We start from the raw sequence: 17,312 nt of genomic DNA, 5'->3' as shown, positions 1-17,312 counted from the left end.
CCTCAGGAGTAACTGGCCTTGGGGACGAAGATCTCGCCTCCGTTGTCGAACTTCAGGCGCATGCCGTCGGAGGTCGTCTCGCGGTCCGGGTCGTGTTCCCAGCCGGCCGGCACCGTCACGACGTGGCCGCGGTCCGCAGTCGGGCCCAGCCAGATCTCGTAGTAGGTGCCGCCGACGAGCCGTTCGACCTTCTTCACGTACACGCCCGGTGCGGTGGAGGTCGGAGCCACGCTGCTGACGGTCGTGCGGTCGGGCACGAACATCACCACGCCCGCCACCGCGGTGAGGCCCGTGCCCATCACCACGCCCAGCAGGAACAGCAGGATCTTCACCAGGCAGCCGGAGACGTTCGTCGCCATCACACCATCCTCGGGTAAGCGCGGTCGTACGCTCGGAGAATGCCCGACGACATGACCTTGCCGGGAAACCTGGTACCCGCGAAGCCGCTCGCTCAACCCGCCGAGGCCCGCGACGCCGTCACCGTGGTGCTCCTGCGGGACGGCGAAGAAGGCGTGGAAGCCTTTCTGCTGCGCCGCGTGAAGGGCATGGCGTTCGCGGGCGGCATGACCGTCTTCCCCGGCGGCGGCGTGGACCAGCGCGACGCCGACACGTCCGTCGCCTGGGCAGGTCCGCCGCCGCAGTGGTGGGGCGACATCTTCGGCGTTGACGAAGCGACTGCGCGCGCCTTCGTTTGCGCGGCGGTGCGCGAGACGTTCGAGGAGTCCGGCGTGCTGCTGGCAGGGCCCGACCACGACTCGGTCGTCGCCGACACCTCGGCCTACCACGACGCCCGTCAGCAGCTGGTGGACCGAGAACTCTCGCTGGCCCAGTTCCTCGCGGCCAACGACCTCGTCCTGCGCGCGGATCTGCTGAGGCCGTGGGCGAACTGGGTGACCCCGTACGAGGAACCGCGCCGCTACGACACCCGCTTCTTCGTCGCCGCCCTCCCGCACGGACAGCGCGCCGACGGCGAGACCACCGAAGCCTCCGACGCGAGCTGGCAAACGCCCGCAGAGGCCATCCAGGACGCCCAGGACGGCCGCCGGATGCTCATGCCGCCCACATGGCGCACCCTCGACGAGATCGCGGCCCTGAACACCGTTGAGAAGGTCATGGCGGAGGAACGCAGCATCGAGAAGATCATCCCCAAGCTGATCCGCGACGGCGACACGATCCGGGTGGTGCTCCCGTGAGCGGCTCCCCGTTGATCGGCGCCCGCGCCGCGCACCCGAAGTACGGCGAGCTTCGTCAGGTGACCGAACACGCCGCCGTGCTGCTGGCCGACAACCCGAGCCCGATGACGCTCGACGGCACCAACACGTGGCTGCTCAAGGCCCCGGACGCCGCGAAGTACGTCGTCATCGACCCGGGACCGCTCGACCTGGCCCACCTGAAGCGGATCGCGGAACACGGCCCGATCGCCGAGATCCTGCTGACCCACGGCCATCCGGACCACTCCGAAGGCGCCCGTGAGTTCGCCGAAATGGTCAACGCCCCGGTGCGCGCGCTCGACCCCACGTTCACCTACGGCTCAGAAGGCCTGAAAGACGGCGACGTGATCACCAGCGCGGGTCTGGAGCTGAAAGTCCTCGGCACGCCCGGCCACACCAGCGACTCGCTGTGCTTCGTGATCGACGGTGAGGCGGTGCTGACCGGCGACACGGTCCTGGGCCGCGGCACCACGATCGTCGCCCACCCGGACGGCAAGCTCGGCGAGTACTTCGAGTCGCTCAAGCTGCTGGCCGAACTGCCGGAGCACACCGCGGTCCTGCCCGGCCACGGCCCGGAGCTCGCGGACGCCGGTGAGGCCGCGCGGATGTACCTGGCCCACCGCACCCAGCGCCTGGAACAGGTCCGCAAAGCCGTCGAGACACTGGGCGGCGACCCCACCCCGCGCCAGGTCGTCGAGGTCGTCTACGCGGACGTCGACAGAGTGCTGTGGCCCGCCGCGGAGTGGTCCGTGCGGGCCCAGCTGGAGTACCTGCGCAACTACTGAGGCTGATGCCCGTTGTTGGACGTGCCGAACGCCGACTGACGAGCAGAGGACCGGTCGATCTGCCAACGACCCGTGTCGGTCGCCTTGGCGCCGGTCTGCTCCCGCTGCGCCAGCTCCTCGTGCAGCTGCTGCAGCAGGGCCCGCTCCCGCTCGCTCAGGTTCGCGTCCACGGAGGACGGCTCCGGCGTCTCTGCCAGAGCGGCCTGCAGGGCCGCCAGCTCGTCCGGCTTGAGCTCCGTGGTGACCTCGGCCCGGTTGATCGGCATGGGCTCCGGCAGGGTCTCGATCTCCGGCTCGGCCGGTGCCATCGAGATCCGCTTCACGGGCTTGGGCGGGAACGGCTGCGAGCCCTCCACCGAAGGCGAGGACGTGCGCGTACGACGTGAGCCGGTCTCTTCCACCACTGGCTCCGGCGCCGGTGTCGGCTCGGCCACCGGCGCCGGAGCGGAAACGTCTTCAGGCTGGTCGAACCAGGCGCCTGCAGGTTCCTGCTGGGCCACGGCGGCCGGCGCGGGAGGACGTGACACCGGGGCCCCGGAGATCGGCACCGGACGCGACGCCGTCACCGCGGAGGCGTGGTAGTCGCTGAGCTGCGTGCCGACGGTGAGGACCTCCACGGCGGCACGGACGCCCGCCTTGCGCAGCACCGCGTCCACCCGGTAGGCGGTCGCGGGCGCGAAGCCCTGCGGACCGATGTCCACCAGCACGAGGCGTTGCGGCAACGGGCCCGGCGTGGAGCCGGCCGGCGACGAACGCCAGACGCAGCGCACCGAGCGGACGTCCGGCAGCACCGACACCGCGCGGGTGAGGATGCCCGCGAGGTCCGCGGTCGGGTCGCTCTCGGCGGTGAACCGGTGGCGCACGAACGGCAGCACCTCGACGACCGGCAGGCGGTCGGTCAGGGATGCGTCCGAACGCACCTCGTGCAGCGCCCACGTGATGGCCGCTCTCTCGTCCGGCAGCACCGGGATGCTGCCCGCGAGCAGACAGCCGACGAGCAGCTCGACCGCCCGGTCGAGCTCTCCGACCGCGAGGAACTCGCGCGCCTGCGACAGGGCGTCGTCATCGACCCGCCCGGCCATCGACAGCAGGAGATCGTGGAGACGGACCGGCAGGCCGACACCGTCGTTCGTCACGTCAAGTCTCCTTAGCTGAGCACCAGGTGCTCATCGGACTCGGCGCCGGCGCACACCAGCTCCGATGCCGCCAACGCCGCCCGGTGGTAGGGCGGCAGATCAAGGCCGGACGGCACGACCTCCACGCAGGGGTCGTGTTCGCCCAACGCCCGCAGAACGCGCTGCAGCTCGCCGGTCAGCCGCGCGTGGCCGGTGGTGGCGGCTACCAGCAGGACGCGGTTGACCCCGGAGGGACCGATGCGCCAGCAGGAGCGAACCTCACCGACCCCGTGCCGGCCTCGCAGCGTGGCACCGAGAACGACGGTCGCGGAATCCCCCATCGGCACCCGATCGGGTGACTCCGGGGAAAAGGTGTAGTCGGTGGCTGGCAGTTCGTCCAGCCCTTTGACCGAACTGACGGCACCTGGTTCGGCCCCATAGGGCACCAGTGCGTCCTGCAAAAGGCGCATCTCGTGATCGGTCAGAGGGATGCGGCCGTGCAGCAGCGTGCGCGGCAACGACCGCGCTAGCACCGCATACGCGTCCGAGGCGGCCCAGTCCCGGTACCGCCAGAGCAGGTCGTCCGGCAGGCGACCGGCGAGCCGCAGCAGCAGTTCGTGGCACGTGTCCGACATGTCACACCTCGACGATCAGTTCGATCTCCACCGGAGCGCCGATCGGCAGCTCGGCCACCCCCACGGCCGACCGGGCGTGCTTGCCCGCGTCGCCGAAGATCTCCCCGAGCAGCTCCGAGGCGCCGTTCACGACACCCGGCTGGCCGGTGAAGCCCTCAGCAGAGGCTACGAATCCGACAACCTTCACGACTCGCTTGATCGAGTCAATCCCCACGAGCGCGTGGACCGCGGCCAGTGCGTTCAGGATGCAGGTCGCGGCGTACTGCTTGGCCTCCTCCGGGGAGACCTCCGCGCCGACCTTGCCGGTGGCGGGCAGCTTGCCGTCGACGAACGGCAGCTGGCCGGAGGTGAAGACCCAGGAACCGCTCTGCGTGGCCGGCACGTAGGCGGCGAGCGGGGCGGCGACACCGGGCAGCTCGACGCCGAGCTCCTTCAGGCGGGTGCTCCAGGTCATCCCTTCACCCGCTTCAGGTACGCGACGTGCTGCTCACCGGTCGGGTTCGTCAGCACGGTGACCAGCTCCCAGCCGTCCTCGCCCCACTGGTCGAGGATCTGCTTCGTGGCGTGGATCAACAACGGCACGGTCGCGTACTCCCACTTCGTCATGCGCGGAGCCTAACGCGCCACCCGTTCGACCTATGCGTGGTTCCGGCCGTTCGGGCTACCTTGATCACATGGAGACCTGGCGGATCATCGCCACCGGCCTGTTCGGCGTGGGTGGGCTGGTCATGGTGCTCGTCGCCATGGCGCAGGTGCGTGATCGCAAGCACAGTCAGCACGCGGACGTCGTCAAGGCCGGGCTGATCGGGCTCGTGATCGTGGCCGTGATCACGGTCAGCATCGCCCTGTGGCTGCCGTCCGTCGTCGCGTGGGCGCTGGTCGCCGCAACCGCCATGGCCGTTTTCTTCCTCACCATGATGGATTGACCGACGAGTCCACCCTCGGCCGATTTCACACATAGTCTGGACGAGTGACGTCGTGGACCGAGGAGCTGACCCGAGCCCGCCTGCACGTGGTCTCCGGCAAGGGCGGCACCGGGAAGACCACGATCGCCGCGGCGCTGGCGCTGGCGCTCGCCACCGGTGGCCGCCGGGTGCTGCTGATCGAGGTCGAGGGACGCCAGGGCATCGCCCAGCTCTTCGACCGGGCCCCGCTGCCCTACGCAGAGGAACGGATCGCGTCCGCTCCCGGCGGCGGTGAGGTCCACGCGCTCGCGATCGACGCCGAGGCCGCGCTGCTCGAGTACCTGGCGATGTTCTACAACCTCGGGTTCGCGGGCCGGACGCTGCGCAAGATGGGCGCGATCGAGTTCGCCACCACGCTCGCGCCCGGCCTGCGGGACGTGCTGCTGACCGGCAAGGTCAAGGAGTGCGTCAACCGCACCGGCTCGGACGGCCGCCACCTGTACGACGCGGTGGTGCTCGACGCGCCGCCGACCGGACGCGTGGTCAAGTTCCTGGACGTCACGAAGGCCATGGCCGACCTCGCGAAGGTCGGGCCGATCAAGGGGCAGAGCGAGGGCGTGGTGCGGCTGCTGCACTCCGGCGACACGGCGGTGCACCTGGTGGCGCTGCTGGAGGAGATGCCGGTGCGCGAGACGCTGGACGCGGTCGCCGAGCTCGACGGCGCCGACCTGCGACCGGGCGCGGTGCTGGTCAACCGGGTCCACCCGGCCCGGCTGCCCGCCCGCTCCGTCCCGGTCGCCGCCGAGGGCAGGATCGACTCGTCGCGCGTGCTGGCGGGACTCGAGTCCACCGGGCTGGAGCTCGACGAGTTCACCCTCGAAGGTTTGGTCGACGAGACGGTGGAGCACGCCATCCGGGTGGAGTCGCAACAGGAGGCGATGGAGCTGCTCAGCCACTCGGACCTGCCGACGGTCGAGCTGCCCGAGCTGACCGACGGAGTGGACGTTGCCGCGCTGTACGAGCTGGCAGAGGTGCTGGTCGCGGCAGGTGTGCGGTGACCGCGAAGCTCGAGTTCGACCCGCTGCTGGACGACCAGGAGACCCGCGTGCTGGTCTGCTGCGGCTCCGGCGGCGTCGGCAAGACCACGACCGCGGCGGCACTGGCGTTGCGCGCGGCCGAACGGGGCCGGCGCGTGGTCGTGCTGACCATCGACCCCGCCCGCAGGCTGGCGCAGTCGCTGGGCCTGCGGGAACTGGACAACCACCCGCGCGAGGTCGTCGTCGAGGGCTTCGAGCCCAAGGGCGAGCTGTTCGCGATGATGCTCGACATGCGTCGCACGTTCGACGACATGGTACTCACCCACGCGGGCCGCGACCGGGCCGACCAGATCCTGTCGAACCCCTTCTACCAGACCATTTCCTCGTCGTTCTCCGGCACGCAGGAGTACATGGCGATGGAGAAGCTGGGCCAGCTGGTGGCGCAGGACGAGTGGGACCTGATCATCGTCGACACCCCGCCGTCGCGGTCGGCGCTCGACTTCCTGGACGCGCCGCAGCGGTTGTCGACGGTGCTCGACGGCAAGTTCATCCGCATGCTCTCGGCACCAGCGCGGGCGAGCGGACGCGGGCTGCTCAAGATCGTCGGAACCGGTTTCAGCCTTTTCACGCGGGCCGTGTCGACGATCGTCGGCGGCCAGCTGCTGCAGGACGCGTCGACGTTCGTGCAGGCGTTCGACAGCATGTTCGGCGGATTCCGCGAGCGCGCCCAGCGCACGTACGAACTGCTCCGCTCACCGGGCACCGGATTTGTCGTGGTGGCGGCGGCGGAACCGGACGCGTTGCGCGAGGCGAGCTATTTCGTCGAGCGGCTCAGCGCCGAGAACATGCCGTTGTGCGGGCTCGTCGCGAACAGGACGCATCCCGTGATCGCGACTGAGCTGCCGGCGGCGAAGGCCCTCGCCGCAGCGGACGACCTGGACCGCTCCGGTGAGGCGCCGCTGGCAGCGGCAGTGCTCCGGCTGCATGCGGACCGGGTAGCAGTCGCCGATCGGGAAAGGCGACTGCTGGCCCGGTTCACACGTGCTCACCCCGGTGTGGCGCTGGTCGGCGTGCCCGCGTTGCCCGCGGACGTGCACGACCTGGACGGCCTTCGAGAGATAGGTCGGCGCCTGGCCGGGGAGTAGTGCTCTCAGCCGACCCGCGTGTCTTCGAGGTGCTCTTGACGTGCGTTGTCGAGCAGCTCGAACCACGAGTCGACGTCTGGACGGCGGCGCAGCAGAGCACGGCGTTCGCGCTCGGTCATGCCTCCCCAGACCCCGAACTCGATCTTGTTGTCCAGCGCTTCGGCCAGGCATTCCATGCGAACTGGGCAACCCAGGCACACGAGCTTCGCCTTGCGCTGCTCCGCACCACGAACGAAGAGCTGGTCCGGCTCCTCATCACGGCACGAAGCGTTGATACGCCAATCCCCCTGGTTCATATCCCCCACTCCTCAGTGCTGTCCAAATGTGGAAATCCGCCACACCCCTGCCACGGATGCCGTAGCGTTCGAGCCACGGCTGCATTCCTTGGACGTTGACGGACTGTAGTGCCGTTCGGTTCCACGTCCAACCCTGGGCCACCGAGTTGTTACCTGTCTTGCGTATGTCTACTCATGCTGAGTAACGGCCCTTACTGATCACCGTCACCCGTTCGTGTACGGCGTACGCTGACCTGCGTGCGAGTCAGGAATGGCGTGCTCAAGATGCTCGGCCTGTGCCTGCTGGCTGGGGTTCTCCTCGCCGGCATGCTGTTCCCCGTGGTGGGCGCGACAGGCCTCGTGTCCAACCGAGCCAGCGACACCGTGGACAGCATCTCCGCCGACCTCGTGACCACAGATCCCCCGTTGATCACCACGGTCACGGACAAGGACGGGCTGCCGATCGCCTACCTGTTCGACCAGTACAGAGTCCTGACACCGCCGGAGAAGATCTCGCCGACGATGAAGGCGGCGCTGATCTCGGTCGAGGACCGCCGGTTCTACGAGCACCAGGGCGTGGACTGGAAGGGCACCATCCGCGCCGGGCTGACGAACCAGGTCAGCGGCTCTGTGTCGCAGGGCGCGTCCACGCTGACCCAGCAGTACGTCAAGAACTACCTGGTCCACGTCGTGGCGCGGAACAACAAGCTGGAGCAGGCCAAGGCCCAGGAGCAGACCATCGCGCGCAAGATGCGCGAGGCCCGGATCTCGTTGCAGCTGGAGCGAAAGCTCGGCAAGGAGGAGATCCTCGCCAGGTACCTGAACGTCGTTCCTTTCGGCTCCACCATTTACGGCATCGCCGCGGCTGCGCAGGCTTACTTCAACACGACGCCGGACAAGTTGACCGTTCCACAGAGTGCGATGCTCGCCGGAATGGTGAACAGTCCGTCAGCGCTCGACCCCGAAGCGTACCCGGACAAAGCACTGCAGCGACGTAATCAAGTGATCGACAGGATGGTCGAGAACGACAAGCTCTCGCACGACGCCGGTGAGGCCGCGAAGAAGGAAGGTCTCGGGCTCGCGAACCCGGTTCGCACCCCGCCGAACGGTTGTGTCGGCGCCGGTCCGGAAAACGGTTTCTTCTGTTCGTACGTGGTGAACTACTTGCAACGCGCGGGTTTCAGCGAGGAACAGCTGCGCACCGGCGGTTACACCATTCAGACCACTTTGGACAGAGCGGTCACCTCGCAGGCGAAGGCGGCCGCGGAGGCCGGCGTGGCCAAGCACATCGACGGCATCGCGAACACGATGGCCGTCGTGAAGCCGGGCAAGGAGCGCCACGACGTGCTGGCGCTGGTCTCGAACCGCGACTACGGCCTGAAGGCGCAGCAGCACCAGACGACGTTCGACCTGCCGAGCGGCGTGGAGAACAAGTTCGGCGCAGGATCGATCTACAAGGTCTTCACGGCCGCCGCGGCGCTGGAGAAGGGCCTCGGCATCGAGAACGTCATCCCGACGCCGACCCACCACGTCTCGAGGGTCTTCAAGGGTGGTGCGCAGCGCTGCCCGAGCACCGGGGAGCCCGGCACCCGCTGGTACTGCCTGTCGAACTTCGACGGCAGTTACCCGTCGTCGATGACGCTGCAGCAGGCCTTGCAGACCTCGCCGAACACCGGCTTCGTGATCCTGGAGGAGCAGACCGGCATGGACCCGGTGGTCGACATGGCCTCGCGGCTCGGCATGCGCGAGACGATGGCGACGAACCTGCAGGGCACCCGGCCGGACCCGAAGGCCAAGGACAAGCAGCACCGCATCTCGCAGACCGAGTTCTACAAGCAGGGCGGCGGCAACGCGTCGTTCACGCTGTCGCCGGCGCCGGTGTCCACTCTGGAGCTCGCGAACGTCGTCGCGACCATCGTGAGCGGCGGCAAGTGGTGCCCGCCGACGCCGATCGCCAAGGTGCTGGACCGCAACCAGAAGGCCGTCCCGGTCAACGAGGCGCCGTGCGAGCAGGTCGTGGCCGAGGGCCTTGCGAACGGTCTCGCCGCCGGCATGAGCAAGGACGACCAGGGCAACGGCACCGCCGCGGCCGCCGCCCGCAACGCCAAGTGGAACCGCCCGATGATCGGCAAGACGGGCACCACGGAGGAGTACAAGTCCGCGGCGTTCATCGGCGCGACCCCGGACTTCGCGGGCGCCGTGCAGGTGTTCAACGACGGCACCTCGCCGCGGCCGATCTGCCTGGGCGCCCCCGGTGCGCCCCGGTTGTGCGCCAACGGGAACATCTTCGGCGGCACCATCCCGGCCAAGACGTGGTTCGACACGATGACCAGGCTGCACGCCGGGGTGCCGCCCAAGGGCCTCGCGCCGGTCGACCAGCGGTACCTCAAGGGCGGCAAGGAGATCCAGATCCCCGACGTGGTGGGCCGCCAGGTCAACGACGCCGTGCGGATCCTCGAGCAGGCCGGCTACAAGGTGAGCCAGCAGACGGTCAACTCGGACCAGCCGAAGGGGACGGTCGTGAGCCAGACGCCGCGCGGCAACGCGTTGCGGGGCACGATCGTCACGCTCTCGGTGAGCTCGGGCTACGTCCCGCCGCCGCAGCCGGCCGATCCACCGAGCGGCGACCCGAACCAGCCGCCACCGGGCCAGGGCAACCCGAACGAGCCACCACCGATCACGCTGCCGACCGATCCGCCGGGCGTGCCCAGGAGATAGCTCACCTGAGCATCTCGACCAGGCGTTCCACGCTCGCGTCGATGTGGGCGCGGATCTCGGCGACCGCCCCGTCGCGGTCGCCTGCGCGGATGGCGTCGACGATGACCTGGTGCTCGGCGACGACCTCCGCCGGCGTCTCGGACTTCGTGAGCACCGTGAGGTAGAAGCGCAGCTCCTTGGTCATCGCGGCGTAGAACTCGTCGAGCCGTGAGCTGTCGAGCAGCGCCACGATCGCCTGGTGGAAGGCGAGGTCACGGTCGACGATCTCGCTCATGTCGCCGGTCTTGGCGGCCTGCACGAGCTCGTCGAACGCGTTGTTGATCGCTTCGAGCTGCGTTGGGCTCGCGGTGCGGGCCGCTGCGGCCGTTTCCAGGCGTTCGCGGGCGGTGTAGAGCGCCTTGACGTTCTCCGGCGTCGGGGCGATGACGACGGCGCCCCGGTTGACCTCGTAGCGCACCAGACCGGTCAGCTCCAGGATGCGGACGGCCTCGCGGATGGTGTTGCGCGCGACGCCCAGTTCGGCCGCGATCGCGCTCTCCCTGAGCCGGTCACCAGGCCCGAACGCACCGGCCATGATCCGTTCGGAGAGGCCGTCGGCGAGCTGCTGGGCCGTGGTGGTGCGGCGCACTTCGAGGCCGTCGAGGGCGGACATGGGGGTCAGTTTAGTCAGTTGCCCTACAGTTGAACTGTATTACAGTTGGTCGGCATGGACCTCACCAAGTTCCAGGCGCTCAGCTTCGACTGCTACGGCACGCTCATCGACTGGGAGAGCGGAATCGCCGCCGTGCTCGCACCGTGGGCACGTGCTGAAGGGCTCTCGCTGACCGACGAGGAGTTGCTCGTCGCTTACAGCCCGCACGAGGCGGCCGTGGAGGCGGAGACGCCGTTCCGGCTGTACCCGGACGTGCTGGCGGAGGCGTTCCGCCGGACGGGTGCGACGCTGGGGCACGAGGTGAGTCCCGAGTGGGCTGCCCGGCTGGGTGCGTCCGTTCCGGACTGGCCGGCGTTCCCCGACTCAGCGGAGGCGTTGGCGCGGCTGGCTTCCCGCTACAAGTTGATCATTCTGTCCAATGTGCACCGCGCCGGGTTCGCGGGAAGCAATGAGCAGCTGCGCGGTGACTTCGCGGCGATCATCACCGCCGAGGACGTCGGTGCGTACAAGCCGGCGGAGAACCACTTCCGGGCGCTCGACGTCACTTTGGCTGAGCTGGGCGTGGAACGGTCGCGCCTGCTGCACGTGGCGCAGAGCCTGTTCCACGACCACGTGCCGGCCAAGCGCGAGGGCCTGCCGTCGGTGTGGATCAACCGGCGGCGCGACAAGCCGGGCTGGGGCGCGACGCCGCAGCCCTCCGGTGAGTTCAGCTACGACCTGGAGTTCGGGTCGATGGGCGAGTTCGCGGACGCGGTGGATCAGGCGTTCTGATCTGGGGTGCCGCAGCGGTTTTCTCCTCCGCTGCGGCACTCGGTCAGCTGGTGAGCTTGGACTTCACCGCGGCGGCCACCCGGCCACCCTCGGCCCGTCCGGCCACCTCGGCGTTGACCGCCTTCATGACCTGGCCCATCTGCTTGGGTCCCGGCGTCTCACCGAGCTGCGCGGCAACCGCCTGCACTGCCTTGTCCACAATGGACGCCAGCTCGGCGTCGTCCAGCTGGGCGGGCAGGTAGGCCTCGAGCACGGCGAGCTCCTGGCGCTCCAGCTCGGCCTTCTCGGCCCGGCCGGCACCGTCGAAGGCCTCCGCGGCCTCCTTGCGCTTCTTCGCCTCGCGAGCGAGCACCCTCACGACGTCGTCGTCGCTGAGCTCGCGCGCCTGCTTGCCCGCGACCTCCTCGTTCGTGACCGCCGTGAGCGCCATCCGCAACGCACCGGCCGTGACCGTCTCCCTGGCCTTCATGGCCGCAGTGAGGTCGTTCTGCAGCCGCGTCTTCAACTCCGCCATGGCGCAGAACGGTACCGCCCGCCGGATGCCGCGCCGATCGAGTTAACCGCCTTCCGTACCCTTGACACGTGAACAAGCTCGGCCGCGCCCTCCTCGTCACGACCGCACTCGGCACCGCGACCATCGCGTACGCGGCGGGAATCGAGAGAAGGCACTGGACCCTGCGCACGGCAACAGTGCCGGTGCTGTCCCCCGGCGCGCGCCCGATCCGTGTGCTGCACATCTCAGACCTGCACATGACGCCGAACCAGGTGTCGAAGCAGCGCTGGGTCGCGGCCCTCGCGGACCTGAACCCCGACTTCGTCGTCAACACGGGCGACAACCTCGCGCACAAGGACGCCGTGCCGGCCGTGCTGCGCGCGCTGGGCCCGTTGCTGGACAAGCCGGGCGTGTTCGTGTTCGGCAGCAACGACTACTACGCGCCCCGCCTGAAGAACCCGGTGCGCTACCTGCTGCCGTCCGCCAAGACCAAGCGCATCCACGGCGTGACGCTGCCGTGGCGCGACCTGCGCGCGGGCATGATCGAGCGCGGCTGGCTGGACCTGACCCACGTTCGCAGGACCGTGGAGGTCGGCGGCCAGACGATCTTCGCGGCCGGCCTGGACGACCCGCACCTGAAGCGCGACCGGTACGCGGACATCGCGGGCGCCCCGGACCCCAACGCCGCCCTGCGTCTCGGCGTCACGCACTCGCCGGAGCCGCGCGTGCTGGACCCCTTTGCCGCCGACGGCTACGACTTCGTGATGGCCGGACACACCCACGGCGGACAACTGCGCGTGCCGTTCTACGGCGCTTTGGTGACCAACTGCGAACTGGACCGCGGTCGCGCCCGCGGAGTTTCGCGGTGGGGCTCGCACATGTGGATGAACGTGTCCGCCGGGATGGGCACTTCGCCGTACGCGCCGGTGCGGTTCTGCTGCCCTCCGGAGGCTTCGCTGCTGACGCTGGTTCCTCGGCCCGTTACGCCTGGTCAGGGGCGAAATGAGGGGGCCCGATTCGGAGCTGGGGCAGACATGATGTAGAGTTCTACTCGTTCCCAGCCGGGGTGTGGCGCAGCTTGGTAGCGCGCTTCGTTCGGGACGAAGAGGTCGCAGGTTCAAATCCTGTCACCCCGATTGAAATAAATACAGGTCAGCCCCTGTCCACAGTAGACGTGGACAGGGGCTGATTTGTGTTCGAGGCCCATTCCGGGCCGTTTTGGGAGAATGGGAGAACAACTCCCCGACTCGCTTCCCGGAGCAGAACGCACAAGCGTCCTAGCCGGTAGTGCTTTGTCAGGCGCGCGGGCAGTGCCCGCGGGCGCTACCTGGGCGGATGACGAGCCGTAAGTCCGCCTACGTGGAATTCACGCACCGTAGCGACTTGGAATAGTTCAGTAACGCTACGCTTCGCCACCGGTTCGACCCGTGGGGTGTCCGGGCGGGAACCGGAGGGCCGACCCGGTGTCCCGGGTCGGTGTCGCGAGCGGGAGCCGGTGGTGAACGAGAACTCGGTCTTGCACGAGAACTCGACGTTGGTGGGCGAGGACGCGGCGGTCGCGCGGGAGCCGGTGGCGACCCGGCGGCCGCGGTGGCGCGGCTGGGCCGGGAGGGTGTTGCCGGAAGCGCCGCCGAGCCCGTGGCCGCGCGGTCGGCTGGCGGTGGGCTACGTCGTGGCCTTCTTGGCCGCCACGGCCTTCCAACTGCTCATCCCCGCCGGGCGGAGCCGCTGGACGCACCTGTGGGCGGAAGACGGCGGGATCTTTCTGTTCGACGGCGTCCGCTACGAGTTCCTGACCGTCATCACCGGCCCCTACGGCGGCTACCTGCACACGTTGCCCCGGCTGATCGCCGAACCGGTGGTCACGCTGCTGCCGCCGGAGCTGGTCGCGCCGGTGTTCGCCGTGGCCTCGGCCGCGGTGCGGTCGCTGGTCGCGCTGCTGGTCTACGCCGCCTCGCGCGCGTACCTGCGCTCGTCGCCGGTGCGGTTCGCGCACGCCGCGCTGGTGGTCGTGCTGCCGGTGGGCCTGTCGGACCCGCTGGGCAATCTCACCAACCTGCACTGGTTCATGTTCTACGGCGTGTTCTGGGCGCTGCTGTGGCGGTCCGCGCCGCGCGTGCCGGTGGCCGTCTTCGCGGTGCTGGCTGCGCTGACGAGCCCGATGGTGTTCCTGCTGGTGCCGATCGCGCTCGTGCGGCTGCTGCTGCCCAGGGCCAGATCGGTCTCCGCAGCCTTCCTCGCCGCCTCGGCGCTGCAGGCCGTGGCCATGTCGCGGACTGAACGGCTGGCCTACTCGGGCGACCGCTACGAGCCGATGCAGGTGGTGCTGGCCGCGCTGCTGAGGGTGCCGCTGGCCGGTTTCACCGGGTCCGAGCAGGTGCAGCACTACTACCCGGCGCACGGCCACCTGCCGCTGCTGGTGGCGTTGCTGCTGGCGGGCCTGCCGATCCTGGCCGCGCTGCGGTGGGCACGCTCGCGGTCCGGCTGGTGGCGCTGGTGAGCCTGGGCCTCGGCGCGGTGGTGATCACCGCGTCGCTGGCCATGAACTGGATCAACGTGCTGGCGGTGAGCTGGCCGGGCGTGGTGCTGACCGCCCAGCGCTACAGCGTCATCCCGTGCCTGTTCATGTTCAGCGCGGTCGCCTTGGGGCTGGACCTGGTGCCGCGTCGGCCGTGGGGGCGCGCGGTGCTGCGGAGTTGGCAGGTGGTGATCGCGCTCGTCCTGGTCGCCGGCGTCGTGCAGCACACCCGCACCGGCGCCGGGGTGCTCACGGGCGTCACCTGGGAGCAGACCATCGCGGACGCCCGCGCGCAGTGCGCCGCCGGGCAGCTGTTCGGCCAGCTGGTGCACAACCCGCCGGGCTGGACCGTGGACCTGCCCTGCGACTACCTGGCCCGCTGAGCACACCTGCCTGAGCCGCAGCGACCCCGATGCGCACGCGCGCTTCGCCTTCCTCGTCGGTGACTCGGTCGTCGGCCCTGGCGAGCAAGCGGCACAGGTTGAACCCAACGGTGGCGGTCAGGTCAACCACCCGACCGATGGCAGCTGTGTCCAATGAGGACTACGCACGATTTGTTGCCGCAACTGGACACCCGAATCGTCGTGCAAAGCCGGAGTGCCCCTGCCGCTGTAGCGAAGTGGTGACGCGCAGCGACCGTAGAGGTGTGACCGCGTCCAAGCGTGCCCAGTACGTCCTGCAACGTGTCCGGGAGCGACTGCGTCAGCCGGTGATCCAGCGACCGAACCGGCGGAAGTTGCCGGGAACGTCCGTGCGTGCCCTGCTGTTGATCGTCACACCCGTCATGGTCATGACCACGTTGGCGGTGCTGGTGTTCGTGCTGGTGCTGAACACCGCCTCGTCGACGGAGCGGCTGGACCTGATCCGCACCGCGCTGGCGGTGGGGGCGGGAACCGGCGCGGTGATGACCCTGGTCCTCGCGTGGCGGCGGCAGTGGGCCAGCGAGCACGACGCCGCCGAACGCCGGCTCACCGACCTGTACGTCAAGGCGGTGGAACAACTGGGGTCCGACAAGGCGGCTGTGCGGCACGGCGCGCTGTACGCGCTGGAACGAGTGGCCCAGGACAACCCCGAACACCGGCAGACCGTGGTCAATGTGATCTGCGCTTATCTGCGCGCGCCTTACACACCGCCCCCGGACAAACCGGGTGTCCGGGCGTGGCGTGGGATCGGCGGGTCACTGCGGGCGACGCCGGCCCGCCGGGTGGCAGCCACGCCGTCCGCGGCCGCCGTGCGGGACGAGGACCGGCGCCAGGAACGCGAGGTCCGGCTCACCGCCCAACGCATCCTGACCCGCCATCTGCATCCGGGAGACACACCGCGACGCCCCGTCGACTCCTTCTGGGCCGACCTGGACCTCGACCTCACCGGCGCCCATCTCATCAACTTCGACCTCGCCGGTTGCCGGCCTCGCCGCACTCAGTTCAACGACGTGAGCTTCAGCGGGACGGCCTCGTTCGAGCATGCGACCTTCACCGGGGAGGCCTCGTTCAACGGGGCGACCTTCACCGGGCGCACCTTGTTCGTCGACACACGATTCGCGGTCCCGCCCGTCATGTCGGGCGCGTCGGTGCAGGCCTGCAACCAGGAGCACCTCGCCGACCGGGCATCGCCCCTCGGCTGGACTCAGCACGAGTTGGTCGTCGACGGAGGTGCCCCGCAGCGCCGGTTCGTGCCGGTCCCCGTGGTGCTGGGAGACGACCGCTAATGCCACCCGATCGTGCGGTTTAGCTCGACACGAGCAGCCGCAGGAGCCACGGTGTCTGCATGACGCAGCGCCACCGTTCTGCACCAAACTATACGGAACGTGCACGTAGCGTTAACCATTACGAGTGAAGGTTGACGGTTCAACTCACGGACCGTAACAGCTGTCTAGATCCAGACGACGAAGGCAGTGGTTCGGCCATCGTTGGAAAGTCGGGAGATGTCGTGATGGATACCGCCGCCGCCAAACCCGCCCATAGGCCGTGGATCGTCATAGCGGCCAAGTCCATTGTGGTGGCGCAGTCGCTGGCGATCGTTTACGCGCTCACGTCGGTCTGGATCGCGGCCGCGGCTGCTGCCGGCTTCGTGGTGGTCGTCGGTGCGGTCAAAGCGTTGTCGCGGGCCTCGCGGCAGGTTGATCAGATCTTCGACGAGGAACTGAGCCGTCAATAAGATCGGCTGCATGATCACTCGTGTGTCCGAAGCGCTCGTGCGGCCTGGGCGCGAGCAGGAGTTCGTGGAACGCGTGCGGGAGCTCGTCGCGACTTTCCCGGCGACCTACGAAGGTCTCATCAGCCACGACGTGCTCGTGGATCTCGAAGAGCCGCAACGGGTTCAGTACGTGAGCCGGTGGCGGGACGAGCAGGCGCTGGAGAACTACGCGGGAGCGCGCTGGCGCACCGATCCGGTGACGTTCCCGGACGAGGACGAGTACCTGCTGGAGCCGCTCAAGCTGCGGCACTTCCAGGCTAGTTGAAGAAGCCCCGCGCGGGCAGGCCCTCCGGGAAGCGTTCGAGTGCTTCCCCCGCAGCCTCGGCCAACGCCTCCAGCGTCGCCGTCTCGGCTGGCGTGGCGACGTGCGGGACGGCCCAGTAGCAGCCGATCGCGCCGAGTGGTTCCGGGCGCAGGATCGGGACCATCAGCAGACTTCGGACGAATGTCGGGCGATACGCTTCCTGAGGAATCCTCGAATCGACGCGAATGTCCTTGATCGCCACGGTTTGGCGGTTCAACATCGCCCAGCCGCTGATGCAGTTCACCGCCGGGAAGCGCTGGCCCTTCCACAGCGGACTCATGGAGTCCTCGTCCGCGTAGTAGCAGAGGTCGCCGTCCAGCAGCACCAACGTGGCACCGTGCGCTGCCAGCGACGAACGGGCCGTGGTGCGGACGATTCGTTGTACTTCCTCCAACGTGGCAGCCCCGGCGAGGCGATCCATCGTTTCGGACATGTATCAACATTAACTCCCAATGGGCCGAGCACCTAGATATTCCGATGCCGGGTGCGCTCTGGTGCGGTCAATTGATCGTCGATACCGTGCGAATCACGTCGCGGGCGCTGCATCGAGGG

At 68.8% G+C, this 17,312-nt stretch carries 22 protein-coding genes and 1 tRNA gene; 14 read left to right on the top strand and 9 right to left on the bottom strand.

Annotated elements, in window-relative coordinates:
• Nucleotides 1-2: 2 nt before the first annotated feature.
• On the bottom strand, nucleotides 3-359 hold the full coding sequence (locus tag DI276_RS07540; RefSeq protein ID WP_112262553.1) for a hypothetical protein: 357 nt from the start codon (nucleotides 357-359) through the stop codon (nucleotides 3-5).
• Nucleotides 360-398: 39 nt separating this feature from the next.
• Between DI276_RS07540 and DI276_RS07535 the strand changes: the two genes are divergently transcribed.
• Both DI276_RS07535 and DI276_RS07530 read left to right on the top strand, forming a co-directional pair.
• Nucleotides 399-1,193 carry an NUDIX hydrolase gene (locus tag DI276_RS07535; RefSeq protein WP_112262552.1) on the top strand — a complete coding sequence of 265 codons (795 nt, stop codon included), beginning with the start codon at nucleotides 399-401 and terminating at the stop codon, nucleotides 1,191-1,193.
• Nucleotides 1,190-1,996: an MBL fold metallo-hydrolase gene (locus DI276_RS07530; protein ID WP_232836506.1), complete on the top strand. Its 807-nt coding sequence runs from the start codon at nucleotides 1,190-1,192 to the stop codon at nucleotides 1,994-1,996. Before DI276_RS07535 ends, DI276_RS07530 begins: the two co-directional genes overlap by 4 nt.
• Here the strand turns inward: DI276_RS07530 and DI276_RS07525 are convergent.
• Genes DI276_RS07525 through DI276_RS07510 form a run of 4 tightly spaced genes read right to left on the bottom strand, consistent with a single transcriptional unit; the run spans nucleotide 1,990 to nucleotide 4,352 of the window.
• Nucleotides 1,990-3,132: a hypothetical protein gene (locus DI276_RS07525; protein WP_112262551.1), complete on the bottom strand. Its 1,143-nt coding sequence runs from the start codon at nucleotides 3,130-3,132 to the stop codon at nucleotides 1,990-1,992. The genes DI276_RS07530 and DI276_RS07525 overlap by 7 nt on opposite strands.
• An 11-nt stretch (nucleotides 3,133-3,143) precedes the next feature.
• Nucleotides 3,144-3,746: a hypothetical protein gene (locus tag DI276_RS07520; RefSeq protein WP_112262550.1), complete on the bottom strand. Its 603-nt coding sequence runs from the start codon at nucleotides 3,744-3,746 to the stop codon at nucleotides 3,144-3,146.
• A 1-nt stretch (nucleotide 3,747) separates the two neighbouring features.
• A complete protein-coding gene (locus DI276_RS07515; protein WP_112262549.1) occupies nucleotides 3,748-4,200 on the bottom strand; it encodes a RidA family protein in 453 nt (150 codons plus the stop codon).
• A complete protein-coding gene (locus DI276_RS07510; protein WP_112262548.1) occupies nucleotides 4,197-4,352 on the bottom strand; it encodes a DUF4177 domain-containing protein in 156 nt (51 codons plus the stop codon). The genes DI276_RS07515 and DI276_RS07510 overlap by 4 nt, the downstream gene beginning before the upstream one ends.
• A gap of 68 nt (nucleotides 4,353-4,420) precedes the next feature.
• On the opposite strand from DI276_RS07510, the gene DI276_RS07505 reads away from it, so the two are divergent.
• The 3 genes from DI276_RS07505 to DI276_RS07495 are packed head-to-tail and all read left to right on the top strand — an operon-like array spanning nucleotide 4,421 to nucleotide 6,833.
• A complete protein-coding gene (locus DI276_RS07505; protein ID WP_112262547.1) occupies nucleotides 4,421-4,672 on the top strand; it encodes a hypothetical protein in 252 nt (83 codons plus the stop codon).
• A 44-nt stretch (nucleotides 4,673-4,716) separates the two neighbouring features.
• Nucleotides 4,717-5,709 carry an ArsA family ATPase gene (locus DI276_RS07500; RefSeq protein ID WP_112262546.1) on the top strand — a complete coding sequence of 331 codons (993 nt, stop codon included), beginning with the start codon at nucleotides 4,717-4,719 and terminating at the stop codon, nucleotides 5,707-5,709.
• Nucleotides 5,706-6,833 (top strand): ArsA family ATPase, encoded by a 1,128-nt coding sequence (locus DI276_RS07495; protein WP_112262545.1) that lies wholly within the window; start codon nucleotides 5,706-5,708, stop codon nucleotides 6,831-6,833. The genes DI276_RS07500 and DI276_RS07495 overlap by 4 nt, the downstream gene beginning before the upstream one ends.
• Before the next feature lie 5 nt (nucleotides 6,834-6,838).
• On the opposite strand, the gene DI276_RS07490 is transcribed toward DI276_RS07495, so the two are convergent.
• The gene (locus DI276_RS07490; RefSeq protein ID WP_045311615.1) at nucleotides 6,839-7,129 is read right to left on the bottom strand and encodes a WhiB family transcriptional regulator; all 291 of its coding nucleotides are present in this window, start codon (nucleotides 7,127-7,129) and stop codon (nucleotides 6,839-6,841) included.
• 237 nt (nucleotides 7,130-7,366) lie between these two features.
• On the opposite strand from DI276_RS07490, the gene DI276_RS07485 reads away from it, so the two are divergent.
• Nucleotides 7,367-9,826 carry a transglycosylase domain-containing protein gene (locus tag DI276_RS07485; RefSeq protein WP_112262544.1) on the top strand — a complete coding sequence of 820 codons (2,460 nt, stop codon included), beginning with the start codon at nucleotides 7,367-7,369 and terminating at the stop codon, nucleotides 9,824-9,826.
• 1 nt (nucleotide 9,827) lies between these two features.
• On the opposite strand, the gene DI276_RS07480 is transcribed toward DI276_RS07485, so the two are convergent.
• The gene (locus DI276_RS07480; protein WP_112262543.1) at nucleotides 9,828-10,478 is read right to left on the bottom strand and encodes a GntR family transcriptional regulator; all 651 of its coding nucleotides are present in this window, start codon (nucleotides 10,476-10,478) and stop codon (nucleotides 9,828-9,830) included.
• 54 nt (nucleotides 10,479-10,532) lie between these two features.
• On the opposite strand from DI276_RS07480, the gene DI276_RS07475 reads away from it, so the two are divergent.
• On the top strand, nucleotides 10,533-11,249 hold the full coding sequence (locus DI276_RS07475; RefSeq protein WP_112262542.1) for a haloacid dehalogenase type II: 717 nt from the start codon (nucleotides 10,533-10,535) through the stop codon (nucleotides 11,247-11,249).
• 43 nt (nucleotides 11,250-11,292) lie between these two features.
• Here DI276_RS07475 and DI276_RS07470 read toward each other — a convergent pair whose 3' ends face one another.
• Nucleotides 11,293-11,763 carry a GatB/YqeY domain-containing protein gene (locus DI276_RS07470; RefSeq protein ID WP_112262541.1) on the bottom strand — a complete coding sequence of 157 codons (471 nt, stop codon included), beginning with the start codon at nucleotides 11,761-11,763 and terminating at the stop codon, nucleotides 11,293-11,295.
• Nucleotides 11,764-11,831: 68 nt separating this feature from the next.
• On the opposite strand from DI276_RS07470, the gene DI276_RS07465 reads away from it, so the two are divergent.
• From DI276_RS07465 to DI276_RS07440, 7 genes are all read left to right on the top strand, one after another.
• On the top strand, nucleotides 11,832-12,785 hold the full coding sequence (locus DI276_RS07465) for a metallophosphoesterase (protein ID WP_112262540.1): 954 nt from the start codon (nucleotides 11,832-11,834) through the stop codon (nucleotides 12,783-12,785).
• Between the two features lie 19 nt (nucleotides 12,786-12,804).
• A tRNA-Pro gene (locus tag DI276_RS07460) sits at nucleotides 12,805-12,878 on the top strand.
• A 362-nt stretch (nucleotides 12,879-13,240) separates the two neighbouring features.
• On the top strand, nucleotides 13,241-14,242 hold the full coding sequence (locus tag DI276_RS07455) for a hypothetical protein (protein ID WP_157984572.1): 1,002 nt from the start codon (nucleotides 13,241-13,243) through the stop codon (nucleotides 14,240-14,242).
• The gene (locus tag DI276_RS49775; protein ID WP_157984571.1) at nucleotides 14,206-14,643 is read left to right on the top strand and encodes a hypothetical protein; all 438 of its coding nucleotides are present in this window, start codon (nucleotides 14,206-14,208) and stop codon (nucleotides 14,641-14,643) included. Before DI276_RS07455 ends, DI276_RS49775 begins: the two co-directional genes overlap by 37 nt.
• 263 nt (nucleotides 14,644-14,906) lie before the next feature.
• On the top strand, nucleotides 14,907-15,968 hold the full coding sequence (locus DI276_RS07445) for a pentapeptide repeat-containing protein (RefSeq protein WP_157984570.1): 1,062 nt from the start codon (nucleotides 14,907-14,909) through the stop codon (nucleotides 15,966-15,968).
• 131 nt (nucleotides 15,969-16,099) lie between these two features.
• Nucleotides 16,100-16,417, top strand: coding sequence for a hypothetical protein (locus tag DI276_RS49770; protein WP_157984569.1), 318 nt, complete (start codon nucleotides 16,100-16,102; stop codon nucleotides 16,415-16,417).
• Nucleotides 16,418-16,427: 10 nt separating this feature from the next.
• Entirely contained in the window at nucleotides 16,428-16,721 is a 294-nt protein-coding gene (locus DI276_RS07440; RefSeq protein WP_112262536.1) for an antibiotic biosynthesis monooxygenase family protein, read from the top strand.
• Here the strand turns inward: DI276_RS07440 and DI276_RS07435 are convergent.
• Nucleotides 16,714-17,193 (bottom strand): GAF domain-containing protein, encoded by a 480-nt coding sequence (locus DI276_RS07435; protein ID WP_112262535.1) that lies wholly within the window; start codon nucleotides 17,191-17,193, stop codon nucleotides 16,714-16,716. The two genes, DI276_RS07440 and DI276_RS07435, sit on opposite strands and share 8 nt — an antisense overlap.
• Nucleotides 17,194-17,312 lie beyond the last annotated feature (119 nt).

Origin of the sequence: Lentzea terrae (assembly GCF_003265345.1) — a bacterium.
Taxonomy (GTDB): Bacteria; Actinomycetota; Actinomycetes; order Mycobacteriales; family Pseudonocardiaceae; genus Lentzea; species Lentzea terrae.
Note: the sequence above shows the minus strand (reverse complement) of the source record. Positions and strands in the feature narration are given on the sequence as shown.